This window comes from Bradyrhizobium sp. WSM3983 (assembly GCF_000473045.1).
GTDB lineage: Bacteria > Pseudomonadota > Alphaproteobacteria > Rhizobiales > Xanthobacteraceae > Bradyrhizobium.
Map to the genome: position 1 here is coordinate 106184 of NZ_AXAY01000003.1, position 20352 is coordinate 126535.

The window sequence follows — 20352 nt, forward strand, 5'->3', positions numbered from 1 at the left end:
ACGCGGTAAAAATCCCTTCGCCCTGACCTAAACATTTGGCAACGTTCGAAAGACCGCCCCCTCAGAGCAGGAATCGGTCCGCCGGACGACGCCTCGCAGCTATGCGATTTTAGGATGGTTTTGGAGGCCCGGACGGGATAGGCGATGGCATAAGACTTCAAATTCTCGGGAGGATAACAATGAACGAAGCACTCCGGCAGGAACGGAACGTCGAACTGGGCGCCAGCAACGAGCCGTTCCAGAACCTGCACGAATTCATCCGGAAGGCGCGTTCCAACCTCAACCAGAACGCCTGGGACTACATCGTCGGCGCCGCCGAGACCGAGACCACGATGCGCCGCAACCGCATGGCCTTGGACGAGATCGCTTTTCGCCCGCGTGTGCTGCGTGACGTGCGCAAGGTCTCCGGCTCGGTTGAGCAGTTCGGCCGCAAGATGCGCCTGCCCGTGGTGCTCGCCCCCGTCGGCGCGCTGGAGATATTCGACCCGCATGGCGCCGCCAGCGTGGCGCGCGCGGCCGGGACCTTCGGGGCGTCGCACATGTTGAGCTCGGTCTCCGAGCCCGGCCTGGAAAAGACCGCCGAAGCCGCCCCCGATGCGCTGCGCATGTACCAGCTCTATGTCCGCGGCGATGACGCGTTCGTCGCCGACGTCGTCGGCCGCGCCGAGAAGGCCGACTATGCCGCCTTCTGCCTGACCGTCGACACCGCCCATTATAGCCGTCGTGAGCGTGACATCGCCAAGCGCTACGTTCGCGAGAGCCGCCTGCGCGCCACCGGCGGCGACTACCAAAAGGGGCTGGAGTGGCGGACCGTGAAGATGGTCAAGGACAAGTTCAAAATCCCGCTGATCCTCAAGGGCATCGCCACCGCGGAGGACGCGCAGATCGCGGTCGATCACGGCGTCGAGTGGATCTACGTCTCCAACCATGGCGGCCGCCAGCTCGATCACGGCCGCGGCGCCATGCATGTGCTGCCCGAGATCGTCGAGGCCGTGAAGGGCCGCGCCAAGATCATGGTGGATGGCGGCATCTGCCGCGGCACCGACATCGTCAAGGCGATCGCCGCGGGCGCCGACCTCGTCGGCATCGGCCGGCTGCAATGCTGGGCCCTGGCGGCGGCCGGCGAGACCGGCGTGACGCGGATGCTGGAATTGCTGGAGGACGAGGTGCTGCGCTGCCTGGGCCTTCTGGGTGCTACGTCATTCGCAGAAGTGAACAAGTCCTGCTTGCACCAGGCCATCGCAACGAATGCGCCGAGCGTGTTCAGCGCATTCCCGCTGTTCGACCACGAGCCCTATCGATACTGACGAGACAGGACGCAATGACATCGCTCTCTCCCGGCAGCGCGGACGCGCTTCTGTTCGATCTCGGGCGCGTGGTGCTCGATATCGATTTCTCCCGGGCGATCGCCTGCTGGGCGGGACATGCAGGCCTCGAGCCTGAGGCCATCGTGGCGCGCTATGAGCGTGACACCGAGGCTTACCAGCTGCACGAGGTCGGCAAGATCAGCGACGAGGACTATTTCCAGTCGCTGCGCGCATCGCTCGGCATCGGCATTTCGGATGCGCAATTTCTGGAGGGATGGAACGCGATCTTCGCCGGCGAGATGCCCGACATCGCGGAATTGCTCCCGCGCGCGGCGAAACAGATGCCGCTCTATGCCTTCTCCAACACCAACCGCCCGCATGTCGACCATTTCTCGAAGGAGTATGCCGATCTGCTCGGCCATTTCCGCGAGCTGTATCTGTCCTCCAGCATCGGCCTGCGCAAACCCGATGCGGAAGCCTTCGACCACGTCGTCGCCGCGATGGGGGTGCCGGCCAACCGGATCGTGTTCTTCGATGACCTCGCCGAGAACGTCGAAGGCGCGAGGGCCCGGGGCCTCACCGCGATCCATGTGACCTCGCCGCGCGACGTCGGAAACGCACTGACAGCGCTGGGGATCTGACCGCGCATTCCGGAACAATTGCACCCGGAATTGAGGAACCAAACCATTTTGTGCATTTTTGTACAGAGTTCCGGGAACGGAATACCTGCTTCTGGACTCTACAGTCCGTTGGGAAGTCTACGAACGAACGGACGTATTCATCGTGTTGGGCAAAACCTACCTCACCAAGCAGGCCTCGCTGCTGGTCAAATTTGCCAGGACCACCTCGGATTCCGAGCTTTCCGCCAAGCTGATGAGCAAGGCGGCTGATCTGAAATCCCAGGCCGATCCGATGCCCGACAGGGATCAGAGCCCCCAAGCGCCCGATGTCAGTCTGGACAGGCAGGCAGGGACCTGACGTGCTGGCTCTCATCATTCTCGTGCTTGCCATGGCCATCCTTATGCCGGTCTGTCTCGTCTTCCAGATCATGACGCGACTGGCATGATGCTCGGCCTTCATCGTCGAGCGGATGACGCAGGATAAATCTTCCTGCGCGACCACCGTTTTGCCTCTGCGCCTGCACTCGGCTAGAACTCTCGCCGCTGATTTGCCCGAACGGGCGTAGCTGGAGCTTTCACCCGTGGCCCTCATGCCGGTTTCCGATGCGCTCGCTGCCGTGCTCGCCGGTGCGGAGCCGCTGCCCGAGGAATCGGTCGCGCTCGATCAGGCCTTCCACCGCGTGCTCGCGCGCGATGTCGCGGCGCGGCGGACGCAGCCGCCGCAGGCGATGTCAGCGATGGATGGCTATGCGGTTCGCGCGGCCGATGCGGCAAAGATCAATGCGCAGCTCGCCGTCATTGGCGAGGTCGCAGCCGGCCGCCCCTTTGCAGGAACAGTCGGCGCCGGCGAAGCCGTCCGGATCTTCACTGGCGGCGTCGTTCCCGATGGCGCCGATGCGGTCGTGATCCAGGAAGATACCGTCGCAGACGGCAAGCATATCACGATCAAGGAAGCAGCCGTCACCGGGCGGCACATTCGGCCGGCCGGCATCGACTTCTCCGAGGGTGACGTGCTGCTGCGCCAGGGCGCCCGGCTCACCGAGCGCGACCTCGCGCTCGCCGCTGGCATGAACCACCCGCAGCTTAGCGTCCGGCGCCGTCCAAAGGTCGCCGTTCTCGCCACCGGCGACGAGCTGGTGGTGCCGGGCACCACGCCCGGTCATGGCCAGATCGTCTATTCCAACGGCTACGCGCTGCATGCGCTTGCCCGCAGCGAGGGTGGGGACACCATCGACCTCGGGATTGCCGCCGACACGCTTGCCGCCACCACTGCCGGGATCCGGCGCGCGCGCGACTCCGGCGCCGACATCCTGATCACGACCGGCGGCGCCTCGGTCGGCGACCACGATCTGGTGCAGCAAGCGCTCCGGGACGAGGGCACCTCGATGGCGTTCTGGAAGATCGCGATGCGGCCGGGCAAGCCGATGATGAACGGGCAGCTCGGCGCCATGCGCGTGATCGGCCTGCCTGGCAATCCCGTGTCATCCTACGTTTGCGGCTTCCTGTTCATGGTGCCCCTGATTCGTACGCTGTCGGGCCGTTCGATGGTTCATCATCGCCGCGAACGCGCCGTGCTCGGCCGCGATGTCGGTGCCAATGACCAGCGCGAGGATTACCTTCGCGCGCGCCTCGATCTGCGCGATGACGGCACGCTCGTCGCGCTTCCCGTCAATCACCAGGATTCCTCGCTGCTTGCGAATCTCGCTGCAGCACAGGCACTTCTCGTGCGCGCGCCGTTCGCACCGAAGGCCGAAGCCGGCAGCCCTTGCGAGGTGCTGCGACTGCCCGTTTGAGCGCATCGTTCGCAACCGTTCCGCGAACTTTGTCGCGTTCACGGTAAATTAAGCAGTTGCGGAACATGTATCGAACATATAGTGTCCGTTCATGATTTGTTTCGAGCATGCAGCGGCTTATTGCCGAATTCACGTCTCGGAATCGAACGACATCAACCGGGGGATTTTGGTCGAGATGTTAACGCGCAAACAATACGAGCTCCTGCGGTTCATCAGCGAGCGCCTGAAGGAAAGCGGCGTGCCGCCCTCCTTCGACGAGATGAAGGACGCGCTCGATCTGCGCTCGAAGTCGGGCATCCATCGCCTGATCACTGCGCTCGAGGAGCGCGGCTTCATCCGGCGCCTGCCTAACCGCGCCCGCGCCATCGAGGTGATCAAGCTGCCCGAACTCCAGGCCGCCGCCGGCAGCCGCCGCGGCTTCACGCCGAGCGTGATCGAGGGCAATCTCGGCAAGGTGCGCATGACATCGAGCCCGCCCGCCGAAGAGGGCGAGCGTCCTGTCGCGGTGCCCGTGATGGGGCGGATCGCAGCCGGTACGCCGATCGAGGCCTTGCAGACCCGTAGCCACACCATCAGCGTTCCGCCCGACATGCTCGGCTCGGGCGAGCATTACGCGCTCGAAGTGCGCGGCGATTCGATGGTGGACGCTGGCATTCTCGACGGCGACATGGCGCTGATCCAGCGCAACGAGAGCTGCGACACCGGCGACATCGTGGTCGCCCTGATCGACGACGAGGAAGCCACCTTGAAGCGCTTCCGCCGCCGTGGCGCCTCGATCGCGCTCGAGCCCGCCAACGCCGCCTATGAAGTGCGCATCCTGCCGCCCAACCGGGTCAAGATCCAGGGCAAGCTGATCGGGCTGTACCGGAAGTACTGAGCCCTCCGCGCGCCGCCCGATGGCAAGCGCGCGCTTCGACGATTGGAGCGGACGATTGTCCGCTCCGGCTGGATAGTCTTTCTGGTTTTGCACAAATTATCCGGCCCCCTCTCCAGCGCTACATCCTCGGCACGCCGCAGTGAAGCACCCATCGCTTCGCGGCCTTTGAGAGACCGAGGAGACAGCCATGCGCAAGATCATTTTGAGCACATTCACGATCACGCTGATCGCAGCATCAGCATCGCAGGCCTTGGCCGCGCAGCCGCAGCATCACGCCCGCAAGCCGCCGCAGGCAACGAGCGCGCAATTCCGTAATGCCGGCAACGCGGTCGAGCAGCCATCGCAACCGGCCTGGCAATATTCTGGCTGGTCGGCACCCGCAGGCCGCTAAAACCAGCACGCCAAATGCACAGGAGCAGGCTTTGTTCCTCGTGCGTTTGAAAAAGATATTGTGATGGCAGCTTGCGGATCCAAGCCGTAGATTTGCCCACAACCGAGCAGAAGCTCGGCGAATTCCACTCTGATAGAGGCCTGCGCCTCAGAAGAGGCGCGGGTGCTCTATCCCGATTGAGGAGCACCCGATGTGTGACTACAGCCTGCATGCCGTCGCGACGCGTCCCGCAGAGGTTGGCGAGACGATCGTCACGACAACGTTCCGCGGCACCTCGACGCGCGGCTTCGCCTCCGAAGCCGACATGTCAGTCGCGGTCTGCCTGCTGCCGGGAACGGAGCTCGCCTTCGCCGACAACGTCCGCTACGACAATCGCTGGATCTGGACACGCACCATCAATTCGCGCGTCGGCAAGTTCGGCAAGGTCGATCCGCACATTCCCGATCGTCATCACGACGCGATCGAATTCCCCGACGGCAAATACGTGCTGGTGACGCAGCTCGTCGAGGGCCAGCGCGCAACCGTGCTGCAACTGCCCGTGACCCAGCCGCTGGGCGAGCGCGAGCACAAGCCGCAGGTCGTCGCCGACAGCCGTACGACGTCCCCGCGTCTGCCGATCGGCTGAAGGGTCGGTCTCAGTCCTCGGCCTGAAGATCGGCTTCCGACGGCGTTGCGTCGCGGACACGCGGAGCTGCTGACCGTGGCATGAGGGTCAGTTCGAAATCTCCATCGCCGGCCGCCGCCGGCGACCAGGGGCAGTTTGCGCCCCTCGCCTTCACCGACGCAATCGCGAAACCGTCGCCACGCCGCGTCAGCGCCAGCGCACCCTGGCGCGCGAGACGCGGCCGATCGACTACCATGGCCGCGCAATCCGGCGGCGCGGGCTTTACAGTCACCACCAGTGTCGCTCGGCTGCAGTCGTCCGCCAGCGCGTCGATGCGCAGCGCCAACGCAATCATACGGCCGTCGGCGAGTGGGCTCACGCAGCCCGACTCATCGCACGACACGCCGTCAGCGAGCGAAGCGCTGCCGGCATCGCGCGGGTCGGCGTCCGCCGCCAGCCACTCCTTGAGCAGGAAATTGTCCTTGTTGGTCCTGATCAGATGCAGCCGCCCGTCCCTGCCCCGCACTGCGACGCTCTGGCCGTCACCGGCGATGAGGATGTCGGGTTGCCGGACCGACAGACCCCAGATCGTTGTCACCACGAGCACGAACGCGCCCGACCAGCGCAGCGGCGTCCGCAACAGGCCCATCAGGATCAGGCCGAGGCTCGCACCGATCAGCGGCGCAGTGCCGAAGGCAGCGATGTGGCCAATCGCGCCGGGCAGCGCAGCCACCCAACGCGACACCGCCACCATCCAGTCGATCCCGATTCCCATCAGCCACCAGAACACACCGTCGAGCCCGAACGGCGCCGCGAGCAATCCCAACAGCCCGGCCGGCATCACCAGCGCCGAGACCACCGGCATCGCGCCGAGATTGGCGAGCACGCCGTAGGGCGTGACGCGGTGGAAATGGAAGGCGGCATAGGGCGTGGTCGCAAGCCCCGCGATCATCGAGGCCATGAACAGCATCGCGATCTCGCGGCCGCCCCACAGCGCGATGCGCGCGGTCGTCGAATGATCGGGCGAGGCAAACAGGTTCGGCATGCCGATCTGCACCAGCGCGACCAGCCCGAGCGTTGCCGCAAAGGACATCTGGAAGCTCGGATGAACCAGCGCTTCCGGCGCGACCGCGAGCACGATCAGAGCCGCCACCGCCAGCGTGCGGAACGTGATCGCGCGGCGATCGACCATGACAGCGATCAGCACCACTGCGGTCATGAAGAACGATCTTTGCGTTGCGACCTCCGCGCCCGAGAGCAGCAAATAGAATGCGGACGCGACCAGCGCCGCGGCAGCAGACCATTTCTTGATTGCGAAGCCGGCCGCCAGCCCGGGGATCAGCGCCAGCAGCGCGCGGACCGCAAAGAAGACGACGCCGGCGACGACGGCCATGTGATAGCCGGAGATCGACAGCACATGGCCGAGGCCGGAGACGAACATCGCGTCGTTGACGGGCGTGGTGATCGCATCGCGGCGACCGGTCAAAAGCGCAGTTGCGATTGCGCGGTTGTCACCGTCGAGCGTGGCGCGGATCCGCGCGTCGATCGCATCGCGCAGGCCCTGCATGACCGCCGCATAGCGCAACCGCAACCCGCCGGCATCGGGCGGCGCGGACGCGGTGATCGCTCCCATCACGAAACCGGAGGCACCGATGCCCTGGAAGAACATGTCGCGCGAAAAATCGTAGCTGCCCGGCCGCAATGGCGCGAGCGGTGGCATCAGCCGCGCCTTCAACTGCACGAAGCTGCCGACGTCGGGCGCGGTGCCCTTGCGCACGGAGAGGCGGACGCGCTCGAGCTTCATGTCGCTGCGCTGTGCTTCCATCGCGGTGACGCGCAGCACGAAACGATCAGTGCGTTCGCGGATGTCGCGGGTCTCGACAAAGCCCGACAGCGACACGGAATAGAGCGGCTTGGCGAGCACATTGTGCGCGATGCGCGCCGTCTTCCAGGTTGCTATCGCAAAGCCGGCCGCGACCGCAGCGATCATGATCGCCGGCGCAAACCAGCGGCTCCGCCGCAACAACACCGCCCCGAGCGCCAGCGCCACCGCGGTCGTGGCAACGACCCACAGCACCGGCTCATGATCGGCGGCGAAGTAGAGCGCGATGCCGCAGCCGAAGGCGATGGGCACCCAGGGAAACAGTCGCCCGGCACCGGCTTCGGCCTTTGCCCATTCGCGCAACGTCCCGACGATCGCGGGCCAAACACCAAAGCCAGCCGGCACAAAGCCGCCGGCAGACGCTGTGCGGCCCGTCGTCGGCCAAGTGCCGGCGATACCCTGCGAGGCACGCTGTGGCCGGCCCGGCTCCATCATTCCTTAGCAACCCTGCGATACGCGACGGGCGCAGAGGCTACCGGAACGTGCAGGCCGCCGAATAGCGGTACAGATCAGGAACGAACGGGCCGCAGCCCTACTTTTCCTCTTCCAATGTCACGGCCACGTCCGCCTTGGCCGAGAGCCGGACCTTGTTGCCCTCGACACCGGCGACCAGGCCCTTGTCGATGAAATGGTGGTGGCCCTTGTGGCTGCCCTCGCCGCTGTCCTTCTTGGTCAGCTTGATGCGATTGCCTTCGACCTTGTCGACCGTGCCGATGTGCACGCCATCGGCGCCGATGACTTCCATATGTTCTGCGATGTTCTGCATGCGGGGATCCTGGTTGGGGACCCACGTAACGCGCGAAGCGCGCGTTCGTTGCTTTCGCGGGATGACGATATCGTGCGCGTCGCCCGTCAGATCAGCGGCGCCTTCGCCGAGGCGTGGTGATTGACGATCTTCCAGTCGCCGTCCTCGCGAATGATGACCCAGCTCATCTTGACGATGAGGTCGGGCCGCTCACCAAGATCGAACGTAATGGTTGCGCCCATGTTGATCAGGTCCGGCCCCGCATGCGCCGCGTTCACCTCGGAAAACACCGCGCTCGGCTGGCGCCAGCGCGGCAGGCCATTGAAATAGTCGGCGACGCCATCCCTGCCCCGATAGAGCTTCGGGTTGGAGCCGAAGAAGAACGCGTTCTTCGAATAGAGTGATGACAGCCCGGCCGCATCGAGCATCGCGAAGCCGGCACACCATTTCGCGATGATGGCGGAAGCGATGGCGTCGGCTTCATTGCTCATTTGCGTCCCTCAGCCTCTGGCGACTTCCTTCGCGAACGTATCGCGCAGGCCGATCGTTCGCGAAAACACCGGCTTGCCGGGCGTCGAGTCCTTGTCACGCACGAAATATCCCTGGCGCTCGAACTGCATCGGCTCGGTCGAATTGCTTTCCGCAACCGAGGCCTCGATCCGGGCGTCGGAGAGGATCTCCAGCGACTGCGGATTGAGATCGGCCGCAAAATTCGAGGCATCCGGGTTCGGATTGGCGAACAGCTGGTTGTAGATGCGGATCTCCGCAGGCACCGAATTCGCCGCGGGCAGCCAGTGCATGGTCGCCTTGACCTTGCGGCCGTCGGGCGCATTGCCGCCCTTGGTCGCGGGGTCGTAGGTGCAGCGCAGCTCCACCACCTCGCCGGCATCATTCTTGATCACGCCGGTGCACTTGATGAAATAGGCATAGCGCAGCCGCACCTCGTTGCCCGGCGACAGGCGGAAGAACTTCTTCGGCGGGTTCTCCATGAAGTCGTCCTGCTCGATATAGAGCTCGCGGCCGAACGTGATTTTCCGCGTGCCGGCGGACGGATCGTCGGGATGATTGATCGCCTCGAGTTCCTCGGTCTCGCCTTCCGGATAATTCTCGATCACGACCTTGAGCGGCCGCAGCACGCCCATGCGCCGCTGCGATGTGCGGTTCAGCTCCTCGCGGATACAGAACTCGAGCATGCCGACATCGACCACGCTGTTGGCCTTGGCGACGCCGATGCGCTTGACGAATTCGCGTAGCGCAGCCGGAGGCACGCCGCGGCGACGCATGCCCGCCATGGTCGGCATGCGCGGATCGTCCCAGCCGGCGACATGGCCGTCGCGAACGAGCTGGGTCAGCACGCGCTTGGACAGCAGCGTGTAGGTCAGGTTGAGCCGTGCCATTTCATACTGGTGCGGCTTCGACGGCACCGGCAGCTTCTCGATGAACCAGTCATAGAGCGGTCGGTGATCCTCGAACTCCAACGTGCAGATCGAGTGCGTGATGCCTTCAATGGCGTCCGACTGGCCGTGGGCATAGTCGTAGCTCGGATAGATGCTCCACTTGGTGCCGGTGCGCGGATGGTGCGCATGCAGGATGCGATACAGCACGGGATCGCGCAGATTGATGTTGCCCGAGGACATGTCGATCTTGGCCCGCAGCACGCGTGCACCGTTCGGGAATTCGCCGGCCTTCATGCGGCGGAACAGGTCGAGATTCTCGTCCACGCTGCGGTCACGGAACGGCGAGTTCTTGCCGGGCTCCGTCAGCGTGCCGCGGGAGAGACGGATCTCCTCCTGGGTCTGGTCGTCGACATAGGCCAGGCCATCGCGGATCAGCTTCTCCGCCCATTCGTACAGGCGATCGAAATAGTCCGAGGCGAAGAACAGGTTCTTGCCCCAGTCGAAGCCGAGCCAGTGCACGTCGGCCTGGATGGAATCGATGTATTCCTGCTCTTCCTTGACCGGATTGGTGTCATCGAAGCGCAAATGGCAGCGGCCCGGAAACTCCTGGGCGATCCCAAAATTGAGTGCGATCGACTTGGCGTGGCCGATATGGAGGTAGCCGTTCGGCTCCGGCGGGAACCGGGTCACGATCTCCTTGTATTTGGCCTGATCGAGGTCGGCCTGGATGATGTCACGAATGAAATCGCGCCCAACCTCAGTCGCCACCGGTTCTGTCATTACGAAAATCCTGTAGGGAAATCAGCGGCCCTTCTGCCAAATTCGCGTGGCTGAGCCAAGGGCTTGGCGGTCCGCTGCCGGGCTTTAGTTATGCTCGGGTCCTGTTATATACCACCGCTTCCAATGCATAGGCCCTGCCAAGAATGACCGATTCCGTCGTCACCCGCTTTGCTCCCTCGCCAACCGGCTTCCTCCACATCGGAGGCGCCCGCACCGCGTTGTTCAACTGGCTCTATGCGAAGAAGCACGGCGGCAAGATGCTGCTGCGGATCGAGGATACCGACCGCGAGCGCTCGACCGAGGCCGCGATCGGCGCGATTCTGGACGGGCTGAAATGGCTGGAGCTCGGCTGGGATGGCGACGTCATCTACCAGTTCAGCCGCGCCGCCCGCCACCGCGAGGTCGCCGAGCAGCTGCTCGCCGACGGCAAGGCCTACCGCTGCTATGCCACCGCCGAGGAGCTCACCGCCATGCGCGAGAAGGCGCGCGCGGAGGGCCGCACCCGCCTCTATGACGGCCTATGGCGCGACCGCGATCCCGCGACCGCCCCGTCCGACGTCAAGCCCACCATCCGCCTGCGCGCGCCGCAGACCGGCGAGACCGTGATCGAGGACCAGGTCCAGGGCCGCGTGGTCTGGCAGAACGAGAACCTCGACGACCTCGTGCTGCTGCGCGGCGATGGCAACCCGACCTACATGCTCGCGGTGGTCGTGGACGACCACGACATGGGCGTCACCCATGTCATCCGCGGCGACGACCATCTGATCAACGCCGCGCGCCAGAAGCAGATCTACGATGCGATGGGCTGGGCGCTGCCGAGCATGTCCCACATCCCCCTGATCCACGGTCCGGACGGCTCAAAACTGTCCAAGCGTCACGGCGCGCTCGGCGTCGACGCCTACCGCGCCATGGGGTACCTCCCGACCGCGCTCCGCAATTATCTCGTCCGGCTCGGCTGGAGCCATGGCGACCAGGAGATCTTCTCGACCGAGGAGATGATCGCGGCGTTCGACCTCTCCAATGTCGGCCGCGGCGCGGCGCGCTTCGATTTCGCCAAGCTGGAGAACCTCAACGGCCATTACATCCGCCACGCCGACGATCAATCACTCGTGAAGGCCTTCGAGGACGTGCTCGACCACGTCGTGCCCGCCCGCGACGAGATTAAGGCCAAGTTAAGCGACACCACGCGCGCCCAGTTGCTCAAGGCCATGCCGTCCCTGAAGGAGCGCGCCAAGACGCTGATCGAGCTGATCGATGGCGCCTATTTCATCTTCGCCGACCGGCCGTTGCAGCTTGACCCCAAGGCCGCAGCCCTGCTGACACCTGAGAACCGCAAGCTGATCGGCCAACTCCATTCCGCGCTGGAGAATGTCGAGACCTGGAGCGGCGCCACCACGGAAGCCGCACTGCGCGCTTTTGCCGAGGAAAATAGTCTCAAGCTCGGCGCTGTCGCCCAACCGCTGCGGGCGGCGCTGACCGGCCGCACCACCTCGCCTGGTATATTTGAGGTTTTGGACGTGCTGGGACGCCAGGAGAGCCTCGGCCGGCTCAAAGATCAGTCTACGACGTAAGTAGGCCATGCCTGTCATGATCTTGCAGCGCACACAGCAATAATATACCCATCTCCCCGTACATTCTGGAACATCCGGCCTGCCCCATCTTCTCGCTTCGGGGACTCCGGCTCCGGCCCGTTTCACCACACATCGGGGACCTCTGATGGACGCAAAATCGAGCAACAAGACCGCCACGCTGACGGTCGGAAACAAGAACTACGATCTCCCGATCCTCAGCGGCAGCGTCGGGCCTGATGTCGTCGATATCGGCAAGCTCTACGGCCAGTCCGGCCTGTTCACCTACGATCCCGGATTCACCTCGACCGCGAGCTGCCAGTCCAAGATCACCTATATCGACGGTGACGCGGGCGTGCTCGAATACCGCGGCTACCCGATCGAGCAGCTCGCCGAGAACGGCGACTTCCTCGAGACCTGCTATCTGCTGCTGTTCGGGGATCTGCCGACCGCCGCGCAAAAGAAGGATTTCGACCACCGCGTGATCCATCACACGATGGTGCACGAGCAGATGGCCCGCTTCTTCCAGGGCTTCCGCCGCGACGCCCATCCGATGGCGGTGATGGTGGCTTCCGTCGGCGCGCTCGCCGCGTTCTATCACGACAGCACCGACATCAACGATCCGAAGCAGCGCATGATCGCTTCCATGCGCATGATCGCGAAGATCCCGACGCTGGCCGCGATGGCCTACAAGTACACCGTCGGCCAGCCCTTCGTGTATCCGAAGAACTCGCTGTCGTTCGCCGAGAACTTCCTCAACATGTGCTTCGCCGTGCCGTGCGAGGACTACAAGATCAACCCGGTGCTCGCTGACGCGCTGGACAAGATCTTCATCCTGCACGCCGACCACGAGCAGAACGCCTCGACCTCGACGGTGCGTATCGCCGGCTCTTCCGGCGCCAACCCATTCGCCTGCATCGCCGCCGGCATCGCCTGCCTCTGGGGCCCGGCGCATGGCGGCGCCAATGAAGCCGCGCTCGCGATGCTCGCCGAGATCGGCACCGTGGACAAGATCCCCGAGTTCATTGCCAAGGTGAAGGACAAGAACTCCGAAGTCCGCCTGATGGGCTTCGGTCACCGCGTCTACAAGAACTACGATCCGCGCGCCAAGATCATGCAGAAGATGTGTCACGCCGTGCTCAAGGAGACCGGCCATGGCGACGATCCGATGCTGAAGGTGGCGCTCGAGCTCGAGAAGATCGCGCTCAGCGACCAGTACTTCATCGACCGCAAGCTCTACCCGAACGTCGACTTCTATTCGGGCATCACGCTGAAGGCGATGGGCTTCCCGGTCTCGATGTTCACCGTGCTGTTCGCGGTTGCCCGCACCGTCGGCTGGATCAGCCAGTGGAGCGAGATGATCGAGGACCCGCACCAGAAGATCGGCCGCCCGCGCCAGCTCTACACAGGCGTCACCAAGCGCGATTACGTGGCGATCAAGGATCGCAAGTAAGTTCGGACTTTATGGTCCCACGGAACGGCGCCATCACAAGGATGGCGCCGTTTTTGTTGGTGCACACCCCACGAAACCGGTCGGACCGCGCCCAATCTGCTGCCGCGCACAACAACAAGTTCATGCATCGCGCCTGCGAGCGCTTGACAGTTGAAGCACTCCGCGCGCAAATTCTTACACTAAGTAAGAATGACGACAGGGATGGAAATGCCGGAGCAGCCGAGAAGTCGGCGGCAGACGCGTGCTGCCATTTTGACTCATTTGCTCCAGTCCGGCGGCTCGTTCCGCCCGCCGCTGGCGCGAGCCGTTCGCCTGTCCGAAGCGAGCCTGTCGCGGATCCTGTTCGACCTGAAGGCTGAAGGCCTGATCGAGGAAGTGCGGCGCCCTGCCCCTTATGTCGGCGGCCCGACGGGCCTCGTGTCGCTCGATCGCACGGTGGCGCTTGCGGCCCTCGAGCTGACCGGCCAATGGCTCAGCGTCGGCGTTGGCGGCCTGTCGGGCGAACTGCATTACACCGAGCGTGTGCCGCTGCCGAAGAAGCCAACGGTGGAATCCGTCGGCCGGGTGTTTCGCGAAGCGCTGGAATTGCTGCGCGACTGGACGCGTCGGCGTCGCATCAGGCTTGCACAAATCGGCGTTACCGTTCCGGGCCTCGGCCGCCTGAGCGTATCGGGCAACCCGATCATTCCCTGCGATGTCGGACGTATCGGCGACATGTTCGGCGAATTGTTCACAGGCGTGCCGGTCACTTTCACCAATTCTGTGGTGGCGCACGCCACCTTTCACCGTTGCCGCACGGAAAACTATCCGTTCAGCGATGCGCATCTGTTCGTCTTCGTCGGCCAGGGCGTCGCTGGCGCCTGGATGGATGATCCGATCGAGGACGACGCGCTCGACCCGGTCGAGCTCGGTCACATGGTGTTCGGAACAGACGGCCCGCGTTGCCGCTGCGGACATCACGGCTGCGTCGAGGCCTATACGTCGCTGCCGGCGCTGGCCGAGCTTCTGCGCGTCACCGAAGCAGAATTGCTCCAGCTCGGCAGTGAATGGGTGACCACGATCCCCCTCACGGCGCGGGTACGCCAGGAATTGCGCCAGCGGCTCTTCAGACTTGGCCTCGCCATCGGCAACACATTGAACGTCAAGCCATGCCGCGGCGTTGTCGTCAGCGGCTGGCCATCGCTGCTCGCCGAGGACGATCGCCAGGCCGTTATCGACGGGATCGACTCCTGCCTGCTGGGCGGCCGGAAACTGGCGCAGGTGTCGCTCGCCTTCGTGCCGCCCTCGAACGGCAACGATCCGCAGGCCGCACTCGCCTTCGCCGCGCTCTGCCTGACCAGAAGCGGCGGCATGCCGGCCGCATCGACGGAGGCAGCCTGAAATAGCCTGCGCGGCTCTCGCGCAAAGAACTTCACACCGGGAGGAACTTGCCATGCCGATCACAACAACAAGGCGTCGTCTGCTCGCTGGATCTGCTGCCGCGCTCGCGCTGCCGGCCCTTGCCCGCGCGCAAGGCGCGGTCAAGCCGCGCCTCACCGCAATCTCGCAATGGTCCGCAGGCAGCGATGGAGCTGCCATCACGGCGCTCGGCAAGAAATTTGAGGAAAAAGGCGGCATCTGGCAGCACTCGCCCGTCCCAGGCTTCACCACCGAGATGATGAACAAGCTGCGCGCCCAGATCATCGCCGGCGATCCGCCGGCCTGTTCGCAACTCAAGGGCCCCGAGATTGCCGCCTGGTCGAAGATTGCGCCGACCGTCGATCTCGATGCCGTTGTCGCTGCCGCCGGCTACGAGAAGGTCGTCGCGCCGGACCTTGCAAAATTGCACAAGCCGTGGGGCAAGTGGATTGCCCTGCCGTTGCAGATTTACAGCACCAATATGCTGTTTCTCTCCAAACGGGCGATGGACAAGGCCAAGGCCGACAAGCCCCCCGTCACCTGGGCTGACTTCAACGATCTTGCCGAGAAGATGAAAGCCGGCGGAGTCATTTTTCCCGTCGCCAATGGTGGCACCCGCGCCGACGATGGTCAAAAATTCGAAGCCTCGCTCGCCGGCATCAGTCCCGCTGCATACCGCGCAGCCATCATGAATCTCGACAAGAAGGCCCTGGAAGGTCCCGAGATCAAGGCTGCCTTCGCACAGATGCGCAAGATTACCAACTGGATGGACCCCAATGTCGGCGCCCAACCCTATGCCACCAATTTGAAGCGCTTTGTCGACGGCGACATGGGCATGATGATCATGGGCGGCTGGGCGCAGGGCGTGTTGAAAAACTCCGGTTTCAAGTTCGACGACTACGTCATCGCGCCAGGGCCCAGCGACAATGGCAAGCCGGTGTTCCTGTTGAATGCCGATGCCTTCATCTTCTGGCAGCGCAAAGAACCCGATCTGCAGGCGGGTCAGGCGTTGATGGCCCAGCTCGTCATGGATCCAGCGATCCAGACCATGTATTCGCAAATCACGGGATCAATCCCTGTGCGCACCGACGTCGATCTGTCCGGTGAAGGCTGGTCGGACGGTCAACGGCGAACCGCAGCCGCACTCAAGGACGCTGTCACCAACAATCAGGCCGTCCTGAGCCTCGCCCACAACATGGCGCAGGAAAACGGCCTGACTGCTGCGATGATCGACGTGTTCACCGAATACGCGAAGAACAAGACGATTACGCCGGATCAGGCGGTCACCCGCCTCGCCGAAGCCGTCGAGGGCTCGCGTTGACCAACGCCGTCTTGACAGCAACGCGACCGGGCCGGCCGGCGACCTCTGACATGGTGCGCCGGCTGCCCGAATATCTGATGATCTGGGTGCCGCTGTTGTTGTCCGCAGCGCACCTCATTTCGTTTTCGATCTGGACCATCTGGATTTCGTTCACGCCATCCACCCTTGTTCCGGTCACGGGCTGGGTGGGCTTGCGCAACTACAATTCGGTCTTGGCGTCGCGGAACTGGCAGATCGCCTTCGACAATCTGCTGCTGTTCGGCATCGCTTTCGTGCTGCTGAGCTTGATCACCGGTCTCGTGCTCGCGATCCTGCTCGATCAGCGCATTCGCGGCGAGAACGTGCTGCGTACCATCTTCCTGTACCCCCTGGCCGTGTCGTTCGTCGTCACCGGCACGGTCTGGAGCTGGCTGCTCAATCCCGGTATCGGGATCGAGAAGCTCGTCCATGACCTCGGCTGGAGCTCCTTCCATTTCGACTGGCTGGTCAACCGCGACATGGCGATCTGGACCATCGTCATCGCTGCGATCTGGCAATCCTCGGGCTTCGCCATGGCGCTCTTCCTCGCCGGCCTTCGCTCCGTCGACGCCGACATTATCAGGGCCGCGCAGATCGACGGCGCTGGACCGTTCCGAACCTATCGGCGCGTCATTCTGCCGACGCTCTGGCCGATCACCATCACCGTCGTTGTGGTCCAGTTGCAGTTTGCGATTTCCGCGTTCGACCTCGTTCGCGCGCTCACCAACGGTGGGCCTGGCATCGCGACCCAGCTGCCGGCCCTTGTCGTCTACGATTTGATGTTCCAGCGCAGCCAGCTCGGCCGCGGCGCGGCGGCGGCGGTGCTCATGTTGCTCATCCTTCTCGCGGTGCTGCTGCCCTATGCAGCGTGGCGCTATGTCCAGCGACGGCAGGCCACCCATGCGTGACCGAAGCTTCGCGCCGAGCAGGATTTTCATCTATCTCGTCGTGACATTGTTCGCGGCCGCCTATCTCGCGCCGCTGGTTGTCGTGGTGCTGAACTCGCTCCGGACCAATGAGGAGATCGCGCAGAGCTCGATGATCGGCTGGCCGCAACATTTGGCCTGGGGCAACTACGCCCTGGCCTGGAGCGGTTTCTGCGTCGCCGAGACCTGCGCCGGCATCCGGCCGTACATGCTGAACTCCGCGCTCATCACGATCCCCGCGACTGTTATCTCCACCCTGCTCGGTGCAGTCGCGGGTTACGCCGTGTCGCTCTGGCGTTTTCGCGGCGACAACTGGATCTACGGCATCGTCACCCTCGGCCTCTTCCTGCCCCAGCAGATGCGCCTGCTGCCCTGGACCATCGTGCTGCGGGACATCGGGCTCATCAACACGCTGTCGGGTCTGGTGCTGATTCACACGATCCAGGGGCTCTCCTTCACCGTGCTGTTCTGTCGAAACTACTATGTCGCCATTCCACATGAATTGATCAGGGCCGCGCGCATCGATGGCGCCGGGTTCTTTCGCATCTTCTGGCGCATCATCCTGCCGCTCTCCTCTCCGATCCTGATCGTCACGGTGATCTGGCAGTTCACCCACATCTGGAACGAGTTCCTCTATGGCGTGACATTCACGACCGGCCAGCAGCAGCCCGTGACGGCCGCGCTCATCGCGCTGTCTGCCGCGGTCGCAGATATCCCTCAGCATGGCGTGCAGAGCGCTGCGGTGATCATCGCCGCGCTCCCCACTTTGCTGATCTATCTCTTCGGCGGCAGGTATTTCGTACGCGGCCTCACTGCCGGGGCCGTGAAATGATGGATGTGTCATGGCAGCACTAAGCATTCGAGCCCTGTCGAAGCGCTACGCCAATCTGGAGGTGCTGAAAGGCATCGATCTCGACATCGAGAGCGGTGAATTCACCGTGCTGGTCGGGCCGTCCGGCTGCGGCAAGTCCACCCTGCTCAACATCGTCGCCGGGCTCGATCGGGCAAGCGACGGCACGATCGAGATCGGCGGACGCGTCGTCAACAACGTCCCGCCCAAGGACCGCGACATCGCCATGGTGTTCCAGTCCTACGCGCTCTATCCGTCGATGACGGTGCGCCAGAACATCACCTTCGGCATGGAATGCCGACGCGTCGCCAAGGCGGAGCAGGAGAAGGCGCTGGCGAACGTAGCCAAGCTGCTGCAGATCGAGCCTCTGCTCGGCCGCAAGCCGTCGCAACTGTCCGGTGGCCAGCGCCAGCGCGTGGCGATGGGGCGCGCACTGGTGCGCGATCCCCTGCTCTTCCTGTTCGACGAGCCACTCTCCAATCTCGACGCCAAGCTGCGCGTCGAGATGCGGATGGAGATCAAGCGGCTGCATCAGCGCATCGGCGCCACTATCATCTATGTCACCCACGACCAGATCGAGGCGATGACGATGGCAACCCGAATCGCCGTGATGCACCGCGGCGTGGTGCAGCAATTCGCAGACCCCGACACGGTGTACCGCTATCCGGCCAATCTGTTCGTCGCCCGCTTCATGGGCTCGCCGCCGATGAACACGATGCCGGCACGGCTCGAGGCCGACGCCGGCGGGCCTGTGGTGGTGATCGGCGCAGGCCGGCCGGACGAGGTCCGTCTCCGCCTCCAAGACTACGACGCAGCTGCGTCCTATGTCGGCCGCGAGGTGGTGATTGGAATCCGGCCGGAATGCATCGCCGAGGGCGATCGCGTGTTCTCCGGTGCCGCGGGCGCGCCGGTCATCATCACCGCGCCGGTCGAGCTGGTCGAGCCCACTGGCGCGGAGACCATCGTCCTGCTGCGGCTTGGCGGCGAGCCCGCGCAGGCACGCATCTCACCGGACATCCGCCCGACGCCGGGCGCAACTGCCTCCTTCGCCCTCGATACCCGCCGCATTTGCCTGTTCGACCCCGAGACGGAGCGACTGATCGCATGACCAGGACGAGCTATGCCGACCTCGCGGACCGCGTGGTGCTGATCACCGGGGGTGCCAGCGGCATCGGCGCCGCCTTCGTGCGCGCTTTCGCCGCCCAGGGTTCCCGCGTTGCCTTCCTCGACATCGATGCGCAGGCGGGCGAAGCGCTGGCGCAGGAGCTCGCGAAGACCTCCGGCACCGCGCCGCTCTTCGTGCCTTGCGACCTCCTTGACATCGACGCCCTGCGCGTGGCGCTGGCGAAGGTGCACGGATCGCTCGGCGATGCCGCCGTCCTCGTCAACAACGCCGCCAATGACCAGCGCCAGGTGCTGGCAGACGTGACGCCGGCCGAATTCGACTGGATGATCGGCGTCAATCTCAAGCACGTCTTCTTTGCCGCTCAAGCCGTGGTGCCGCAGATGCAGGCGCGCGGCGGCGGCTCGATCATCAACATGTCATCAGTGGCCTGGATGCGCGGCGCGCCGGCGCTGCCGGTCTACGCCGCGGCCAAGGCGGCGATCGTCGGCTTCACCAATTCGCTGGGCCGCCGGTTCGGCGCCGACCGCATCCGCGTCAACGCGATCGCGCCGGGCATGGTCATCACCGAGCGGCAGCGTCGGCTGTGGTTTCACAACGAGCAGGCCATCACCGAGCTGCGCACGCGCCAGGCCATTCCCGATGCGGTGACGCCCGACGATATCGCTGGCATGGCGCTCTACCTCGCCTCCGACGCGAGCCAGCGCATCACGTGCCAGTGTTTCCGGGTCGACGGCGGGCTCGCCTAGCTACGCTCGCCCAGGGCGGTTAGGTTGCTGGTTCCGTGACGCTGCGTTATTCGGTAGCGGGCGTCACTTCTTGATGTCGGCGGCGACCAGCACGCGATGGTCGTTTAGCAGCTCCTGGAGCGCCTTCAAGGCAGCCACGCCGCATTGAGTATCCTGCTCGCCGTTGCCCCCGCTCAGTCCCACGCCACCCACGACCTCGTCGTCGACCACGATCGGAAAGCCGCCGACAAACACGGCAAACCGGCCTTCAAAGCTCCACTGGATTCCGAAGGCTTCGTTGCCGGGCAGTGCCGGGCCATTGGGCATCTGGTTGAACAGATGGGTCGAGCGCTTGTGTCCCGCGGCCGTGAAGGCCTTGTTCCAGGCGATCTGCGGACCCGTGACGCGTGCGCCGTCCATCCGTTCGAGAACGAGCGGATAACCGCCATCGTCCACCACGCAAACCGTTTCCGGTACACCGAGCTCGGCGGCCTTGGTCAGGGCTGCAGCAACCATGTGCCTGGCCTCGGACAATTCAAGCTTGATCGATAATTTCATGTCGTGCCCTCCC

General features: G+C 64.2%; 20 protein-coding genes. 15 read left to right on the plus strand and 5 right to left on the minus strand.

What is annotated here, in order from left to right; all coding sequences use genetic code 11:
* The first annotated feature begins 179 nt into the window (after positions 1 to 179).
* The 7 genes from YUA_RS0105635 (at position 180) to YUA_RS50895 (ending at position 5613) form a co-directional block, all read left to right on the plus strand.
* Complete coding sequence (locus YUA_RS0105635; protein ID WP_027529796.1) at positions 180 to 1307, plus strand: alpha-hydroxy acid oxidase; 1128 nt, start codon at positions 180 to 182, stop codon at positions 1305 to 1307.
* A gap of 14 nt (positions 1308 to 1321) precedes the next feature.
* A complete protein-coding gene (locus YUA_RS0105640) occupies positions 1322 to 1948 on the plus strand; it encodes an HAD family phosphatase (protein WP_027529797.1) in 627 nt (208 codons plus the stop codon).
* A 142-nt stretch (positions 1949 to 2090) separates the two neighbouring features.
* Positions 2091 to 2285, plus strand: a complete 195-nt coding sequence (locus tag YUA_RS0105645; RefSeq protein ID WP_027529798.1) for a hypothetical protein — start codon at positions 2091 to 2093, stop codon at positions 2283 to 2285.
* A gap of 223 nt (positions 2286 to 2508) precedes the next feature.
* Complete coding sequence (gene glp, locus YUA_RS0105650) at positions 2509 to 3720, plus strand: gephyrin-like molybdotransferase Glp (RefSeq protein WP_027529799.1); 1212 nt, start codon at positions 2509 to 2511, stop codon at positions 3718 to 3720.
* Between the two features lie 175 nt (positions 3721 to 3895).
* A complete protein-coding gene (gene lexA / locus YUA_RS0105655) occupies positions 3896 to 4597 on the plus strand; it encodes a transcriptional repressor LexA (RefSeq protein WP_027529800.1) in 702 nt (233 codons plus the stop codon).
* Positions 4598 to 4784: 187 nt separating this feature from the next.
* Positions 4785 to 4988 carry a hypothetical protein gene (locus tag YUA_RS0105660; RefSeq protein WP_027529801.1) on the plus strand — a complete coding sequence of 68 codons (204 nt, stop codon included), beginning with the start codon at positions 4785 to 4787 and terminating at the stop codon, positions 4986 to 4988.
* Between the two features lie 190 nt (positions 4989 to 5178).
* Positions 5179 to 5613 (plus strand): hypothetical protein, encoded by a 435-nt coding sequence (locus YUA_RS50895; protein WP_027529802.1) that lies wholly within the window; start codon positions 5179 to 5181, stop codon positions 5611 to 5613.
* A 10-nt stretch (positions 5614 to 5623) separates the two neighbouring features.
* On the opposite strand, the gene YUA_RS0105670 is transcribed toward YUA_RS50895, so the two are convergent.
* The 4 genes from YUA_RS0105670 to YUA_RS0105685 all read right to left on the minus strand — a co-directional run bounded on the left by YUA_RS0105670 (position 5624) and on the right by YUA_RS0105685 (position 10396).
* Positions 5624 to 7909: a ComEC/Rec2 family competence protein gene (locus YUA_RS0105670; RefSeq protein WP_027529803.1), complete on the minus strand. Its 2286-nt coding sequence runs from the start codon at positions 7907 to 7909 to the stop codon at positions 5624 to 5626.
* A gap of 97 nt (positions 7910 to 8006) precedes the next feature.
* Positions 8007 to 8240, minus strand: coding sequence for a DUF2171 domain-containing protein (locus YUA_RS0105675; protein ID WP_027529804.1), 234 nt, complete (start codon positions 8238 to 8240; stop codon positions 8007 to 8009).
* 86 nt (positions 8241 to 8326) lie between these two features.
* The gene (locus YUA_RS0105680) at positions 8327 to 8710 is read right to left on the minus strand and encodes a nuclear transport factor 2 family protein (protein ID WP_027529805.1); all 384 of its coding nucleotides are present in this window, start codon (positions 8708 to 8710) and stop codon (positions 8327 to 8329) included.
* 9 nt (positions 8711 to 8719) lie between these two features.
* Positions 8720 to 10396: a glutamine--tRNA ligase/YqeY domain fusion protein gene (locus YUA_RS0105685; protein WP_027529806.1), complete on the minus strand. Its 1677-nt coding sequence runs from the start codon at positions 10394 to 10396 to the stop codon at positions 8720 to 8722.
* 143 nt (positions 10397 to 10539) lie between these two features.
* Here YUA_RS0105685 and gltX point away from each other — a divergent pair, with 143 nt between their 5' ends.
* The 8 genes from gltX (at position 10540) to YUA_RS0105725 (ending at position 19802) form a co-directional block, all read left to right on the plus strand.
* Positions 10540 to 11967 (plus strand): glutamate--tRNA ligase, encoded by a 1428-nt coding sequence (gene gltX / locus YUA_RS0105690; RefSeq protein ID WP_027529807.1) that lies wholly within the window; start codon positions 10540 to 10542, stop codon positions 11965 to 11967.
* A 145-nt stretch (positions 11968 to 12112) separates the two neighbouring features.
* Positions 12113 to 13417: a citrate synthase gene (gene gltA / locus YUA_RS0105695; protein WP_027529808.1), complete on the plus strand. Its 1305-nt coding sequence runs from the start codon at positions 12113 to 12115 to the stop codon at positions 13415 to 13417.
* A 201-nt stretch (positions 13418 to 13618) separates the two neighbouring features.
* Entirely contained in the window at positions 13619 to 14797 is a 1179-nt protein-coding gene (locus tag YUA_RS0105700; RefSeq protein WP_027529809.1) for an ROK family transcriptional regulator, read from the plus strand.
* A gap of 52 nt (positions 14798 to 14849) precedes the next feature.
* Entirely contained in the window at positions 14850 to 16136 is a 1287-nt protein-coding gene (locus YUA_RS0105705; protein WP_027529810.1) for an ABC transporter substrate-binding protein, read from the plus strand.
* 50 nt (positions 16137 to 16186) lie between these two features.
* Positions 16187 to 17062 carry a carbohydrate ABC transporter permease gene (locus tag YUA_RS0105710; RefSeq protein WP_051383102.1) on the plus strand — a complete coding sequence of 292 codons (876 nt, stop codon included), beginning with the start codon at positions 16187 to 16189 and terminating at the stop codon, positions 17060 to 17062.
* Positions 17055 to 17912 carry a carbohydrate ABC transporter permease gene (locus YUA_RS0105715; protein ID WP_027529812.1) on the plus strand — a complete coding sequence of 286 codons (858 nt, stop codon included), beginning with the start codon at positions 17055 to 17057 and terminating at the stop codon, positions 17910 to 17912. Before YUA_RS0105710 ends, YUA_RS0105715 begins: the two co-directional genes overlap by 8 nt.
* A gap of 10 nt (positions 17913 to 17922) precedes the next feature.
* Entirely contained in the window at positions 17923 to 19038 is a 1116-nt protein-coding gene (locus tag YUA_RS0105720; protein WP_027529813.1) for an ABC transporter ATP-binding protein, read from the plus strand.
* Complete coding sequence (locus YUA_RS0105725) at positions 19035 to 19802, plus strand: SDR family NAD(P)-dependent oxidoreductase (protein WP_027529814.1); 768 nt, start codon at positions 19035 to 19037, stop codon at positions 19800 to 19802. The genes YUA_RS0105720 and YUA_RS0105725 overlap by 4 nt, the downstream gene beginning before the upstream one ends.
* A 63-nt stretch (positions 19803 to 19865) precedes the next feature.
* On the opposite strand, the gene YUA_RS0105730 is transcribed toward YUA_RS0105725, so the two are convergent.
* The gene (locus tag YUA_RS0105730; protein WP_027529815.1) at positions 19866 to 20339 is read right to left on the minus strand and encodes a heme-binding protein; all 474 of its coding nucleotides are present in this window, start codon (positions 20337 to 20339) and stop codon (positions 19866 to 19868) included.
* Positions 20340 to 20352 lie beyond the last annotated feature (13 nt).

What these genes read in the sequence shown, in the direction of transcription:
- YUA_RS0105710 (WP_051383102.1), top strand. Translation starts at nt 16,187, where the DNA reads ATGGTGCGCCGGCTGCCCGAATATCTGATGATCTGGGTGCCGCTGTTG.
- YUA_RS50895 (WP_027529802.1), top strand. Translation starts at nt 5,179, where the DNA reads ATGTGTGACTACAGCCTGCATGCCGTCGCGACGCGTCCCGCAGAGGTT.
- YUA_RS0105680 (WP_027529805.1), bottom strand. Translation starts at nt 8,710, where the DNA reads ATGAGCAATGAAGCCGACGCCATCGCTTCCGCCATCATCGCGAAATGG.
- YUA_RS0105660 (WP_027529801.1), top strand. Translation starts at nt 4,785, where the DNA reads ATGCGCAAGATCATTTTGAGCACATTCACGATCACGCTGATCGCAGCA.
- YUA_RS0105700 (WP_027529809.1), top strand. Translation starts at nt 13,619, where the DNA reads ATGGAAATGCCGGAGCAGCCGAGAAGTCGGCGGCAGACGCGTGCTGCC.
- YUA_RS0105730 (WP_027529815.1), bottom strand. Translation starts at nt 20,339, where the DNA reads ATGAAATTATCGATCAAGCTTGAATTGTCCGAGGCCAGGCACATGGTT.
- YUA_RS0105640 (WP_027529797.1), top strand. Translation starts at nt 1,322, where the DNA reads ATGACATCGCTCTCTCCCGGCAGCGCGGACGCGCTTCTGTTCGATCTC.
- YUA_RS0105670 (WP_027529803.1), bottom strand. Translation starts at nt 7,909, where the DNA reads ATGATGGAGCCGGGCCGGCCACAGCGTGCCTCGCAGGGTATCGCCGGC.
- gltA (WP_027529808.1), top strand. Translation starts at nt 12,113, where the DNA reads ATGGACGCAAAATCGAGCAACAAGACCGCCACGCTGACGGTCGGAAAC.
- lexA (WP_027529800.1), top strand. Translation starts at nt 3,896, where the DNA reads ATGTTAACGCGCAAACAATACGAGCTCCTGCGGTTCATCAGCGAGCGC.
- YUA_RS0105675 (WP_027529804.1), bottom strand. Translation starts at nt 8,240, where the DNA reads ATGCAGAACATCGCAGAACATATGGAAGTCATCGGCGCCGATGGCGTG.
- YUA_RS0105705 (WP_027529810.1), top strand. Translation starts at nt 14,850, where the DNA reads ATGCCGATCACAACAACAAGGCGTCGTCTGCTCGCTGGATCTGCTGCC.
- YUA_RS0105725 (WP_027529814.1), top strand. Translation starts at nt 19,035, where the DNA reads ATGACCAGGACGAGCTATGCCGACCTCGCGGACCGCGTGGTGCTGATC.
- YUA_RS0105715 (WP_027529812.1), top strand. Translation starts at nt 17,055, where the DNA reads ATGCGTGACCGAAGCTTCGCGCCGAGCAGGATTTTCATCTATCTCGTC.
- YUA_RS0105720 (WP_027529813.1), top strand. Translation starts at nt 17,923, where the DNA reads ATGGCAGCACTAAGCATTCGAGCCCTGTCGAAGCGCTACGCCAATCTG.
- YUA_RS0105685 (WP_027529806.1), bottom strand. Translation starts at nt 10,396, where the DNA reads ATGACAGAACCGGTGGCGACTGAGGTTGGGCGCGATTTCATTCGTGAC.
- gltX (WP_027529807.1), top strand. Translation starts at nt 10,540, where the DNA reads ATGACCGATTCCGTCGTCACCCGCTTTGCTCCCTCGCCAACCGGCTTC.
- YUA_RS0105635 (WP_027529796.1), top strand. Translation starts at nt 180, where the DNA reads ATGAACGAAGCACTCCGGCAGGAACGGAACGTCGAACTGGGCGCCAGC.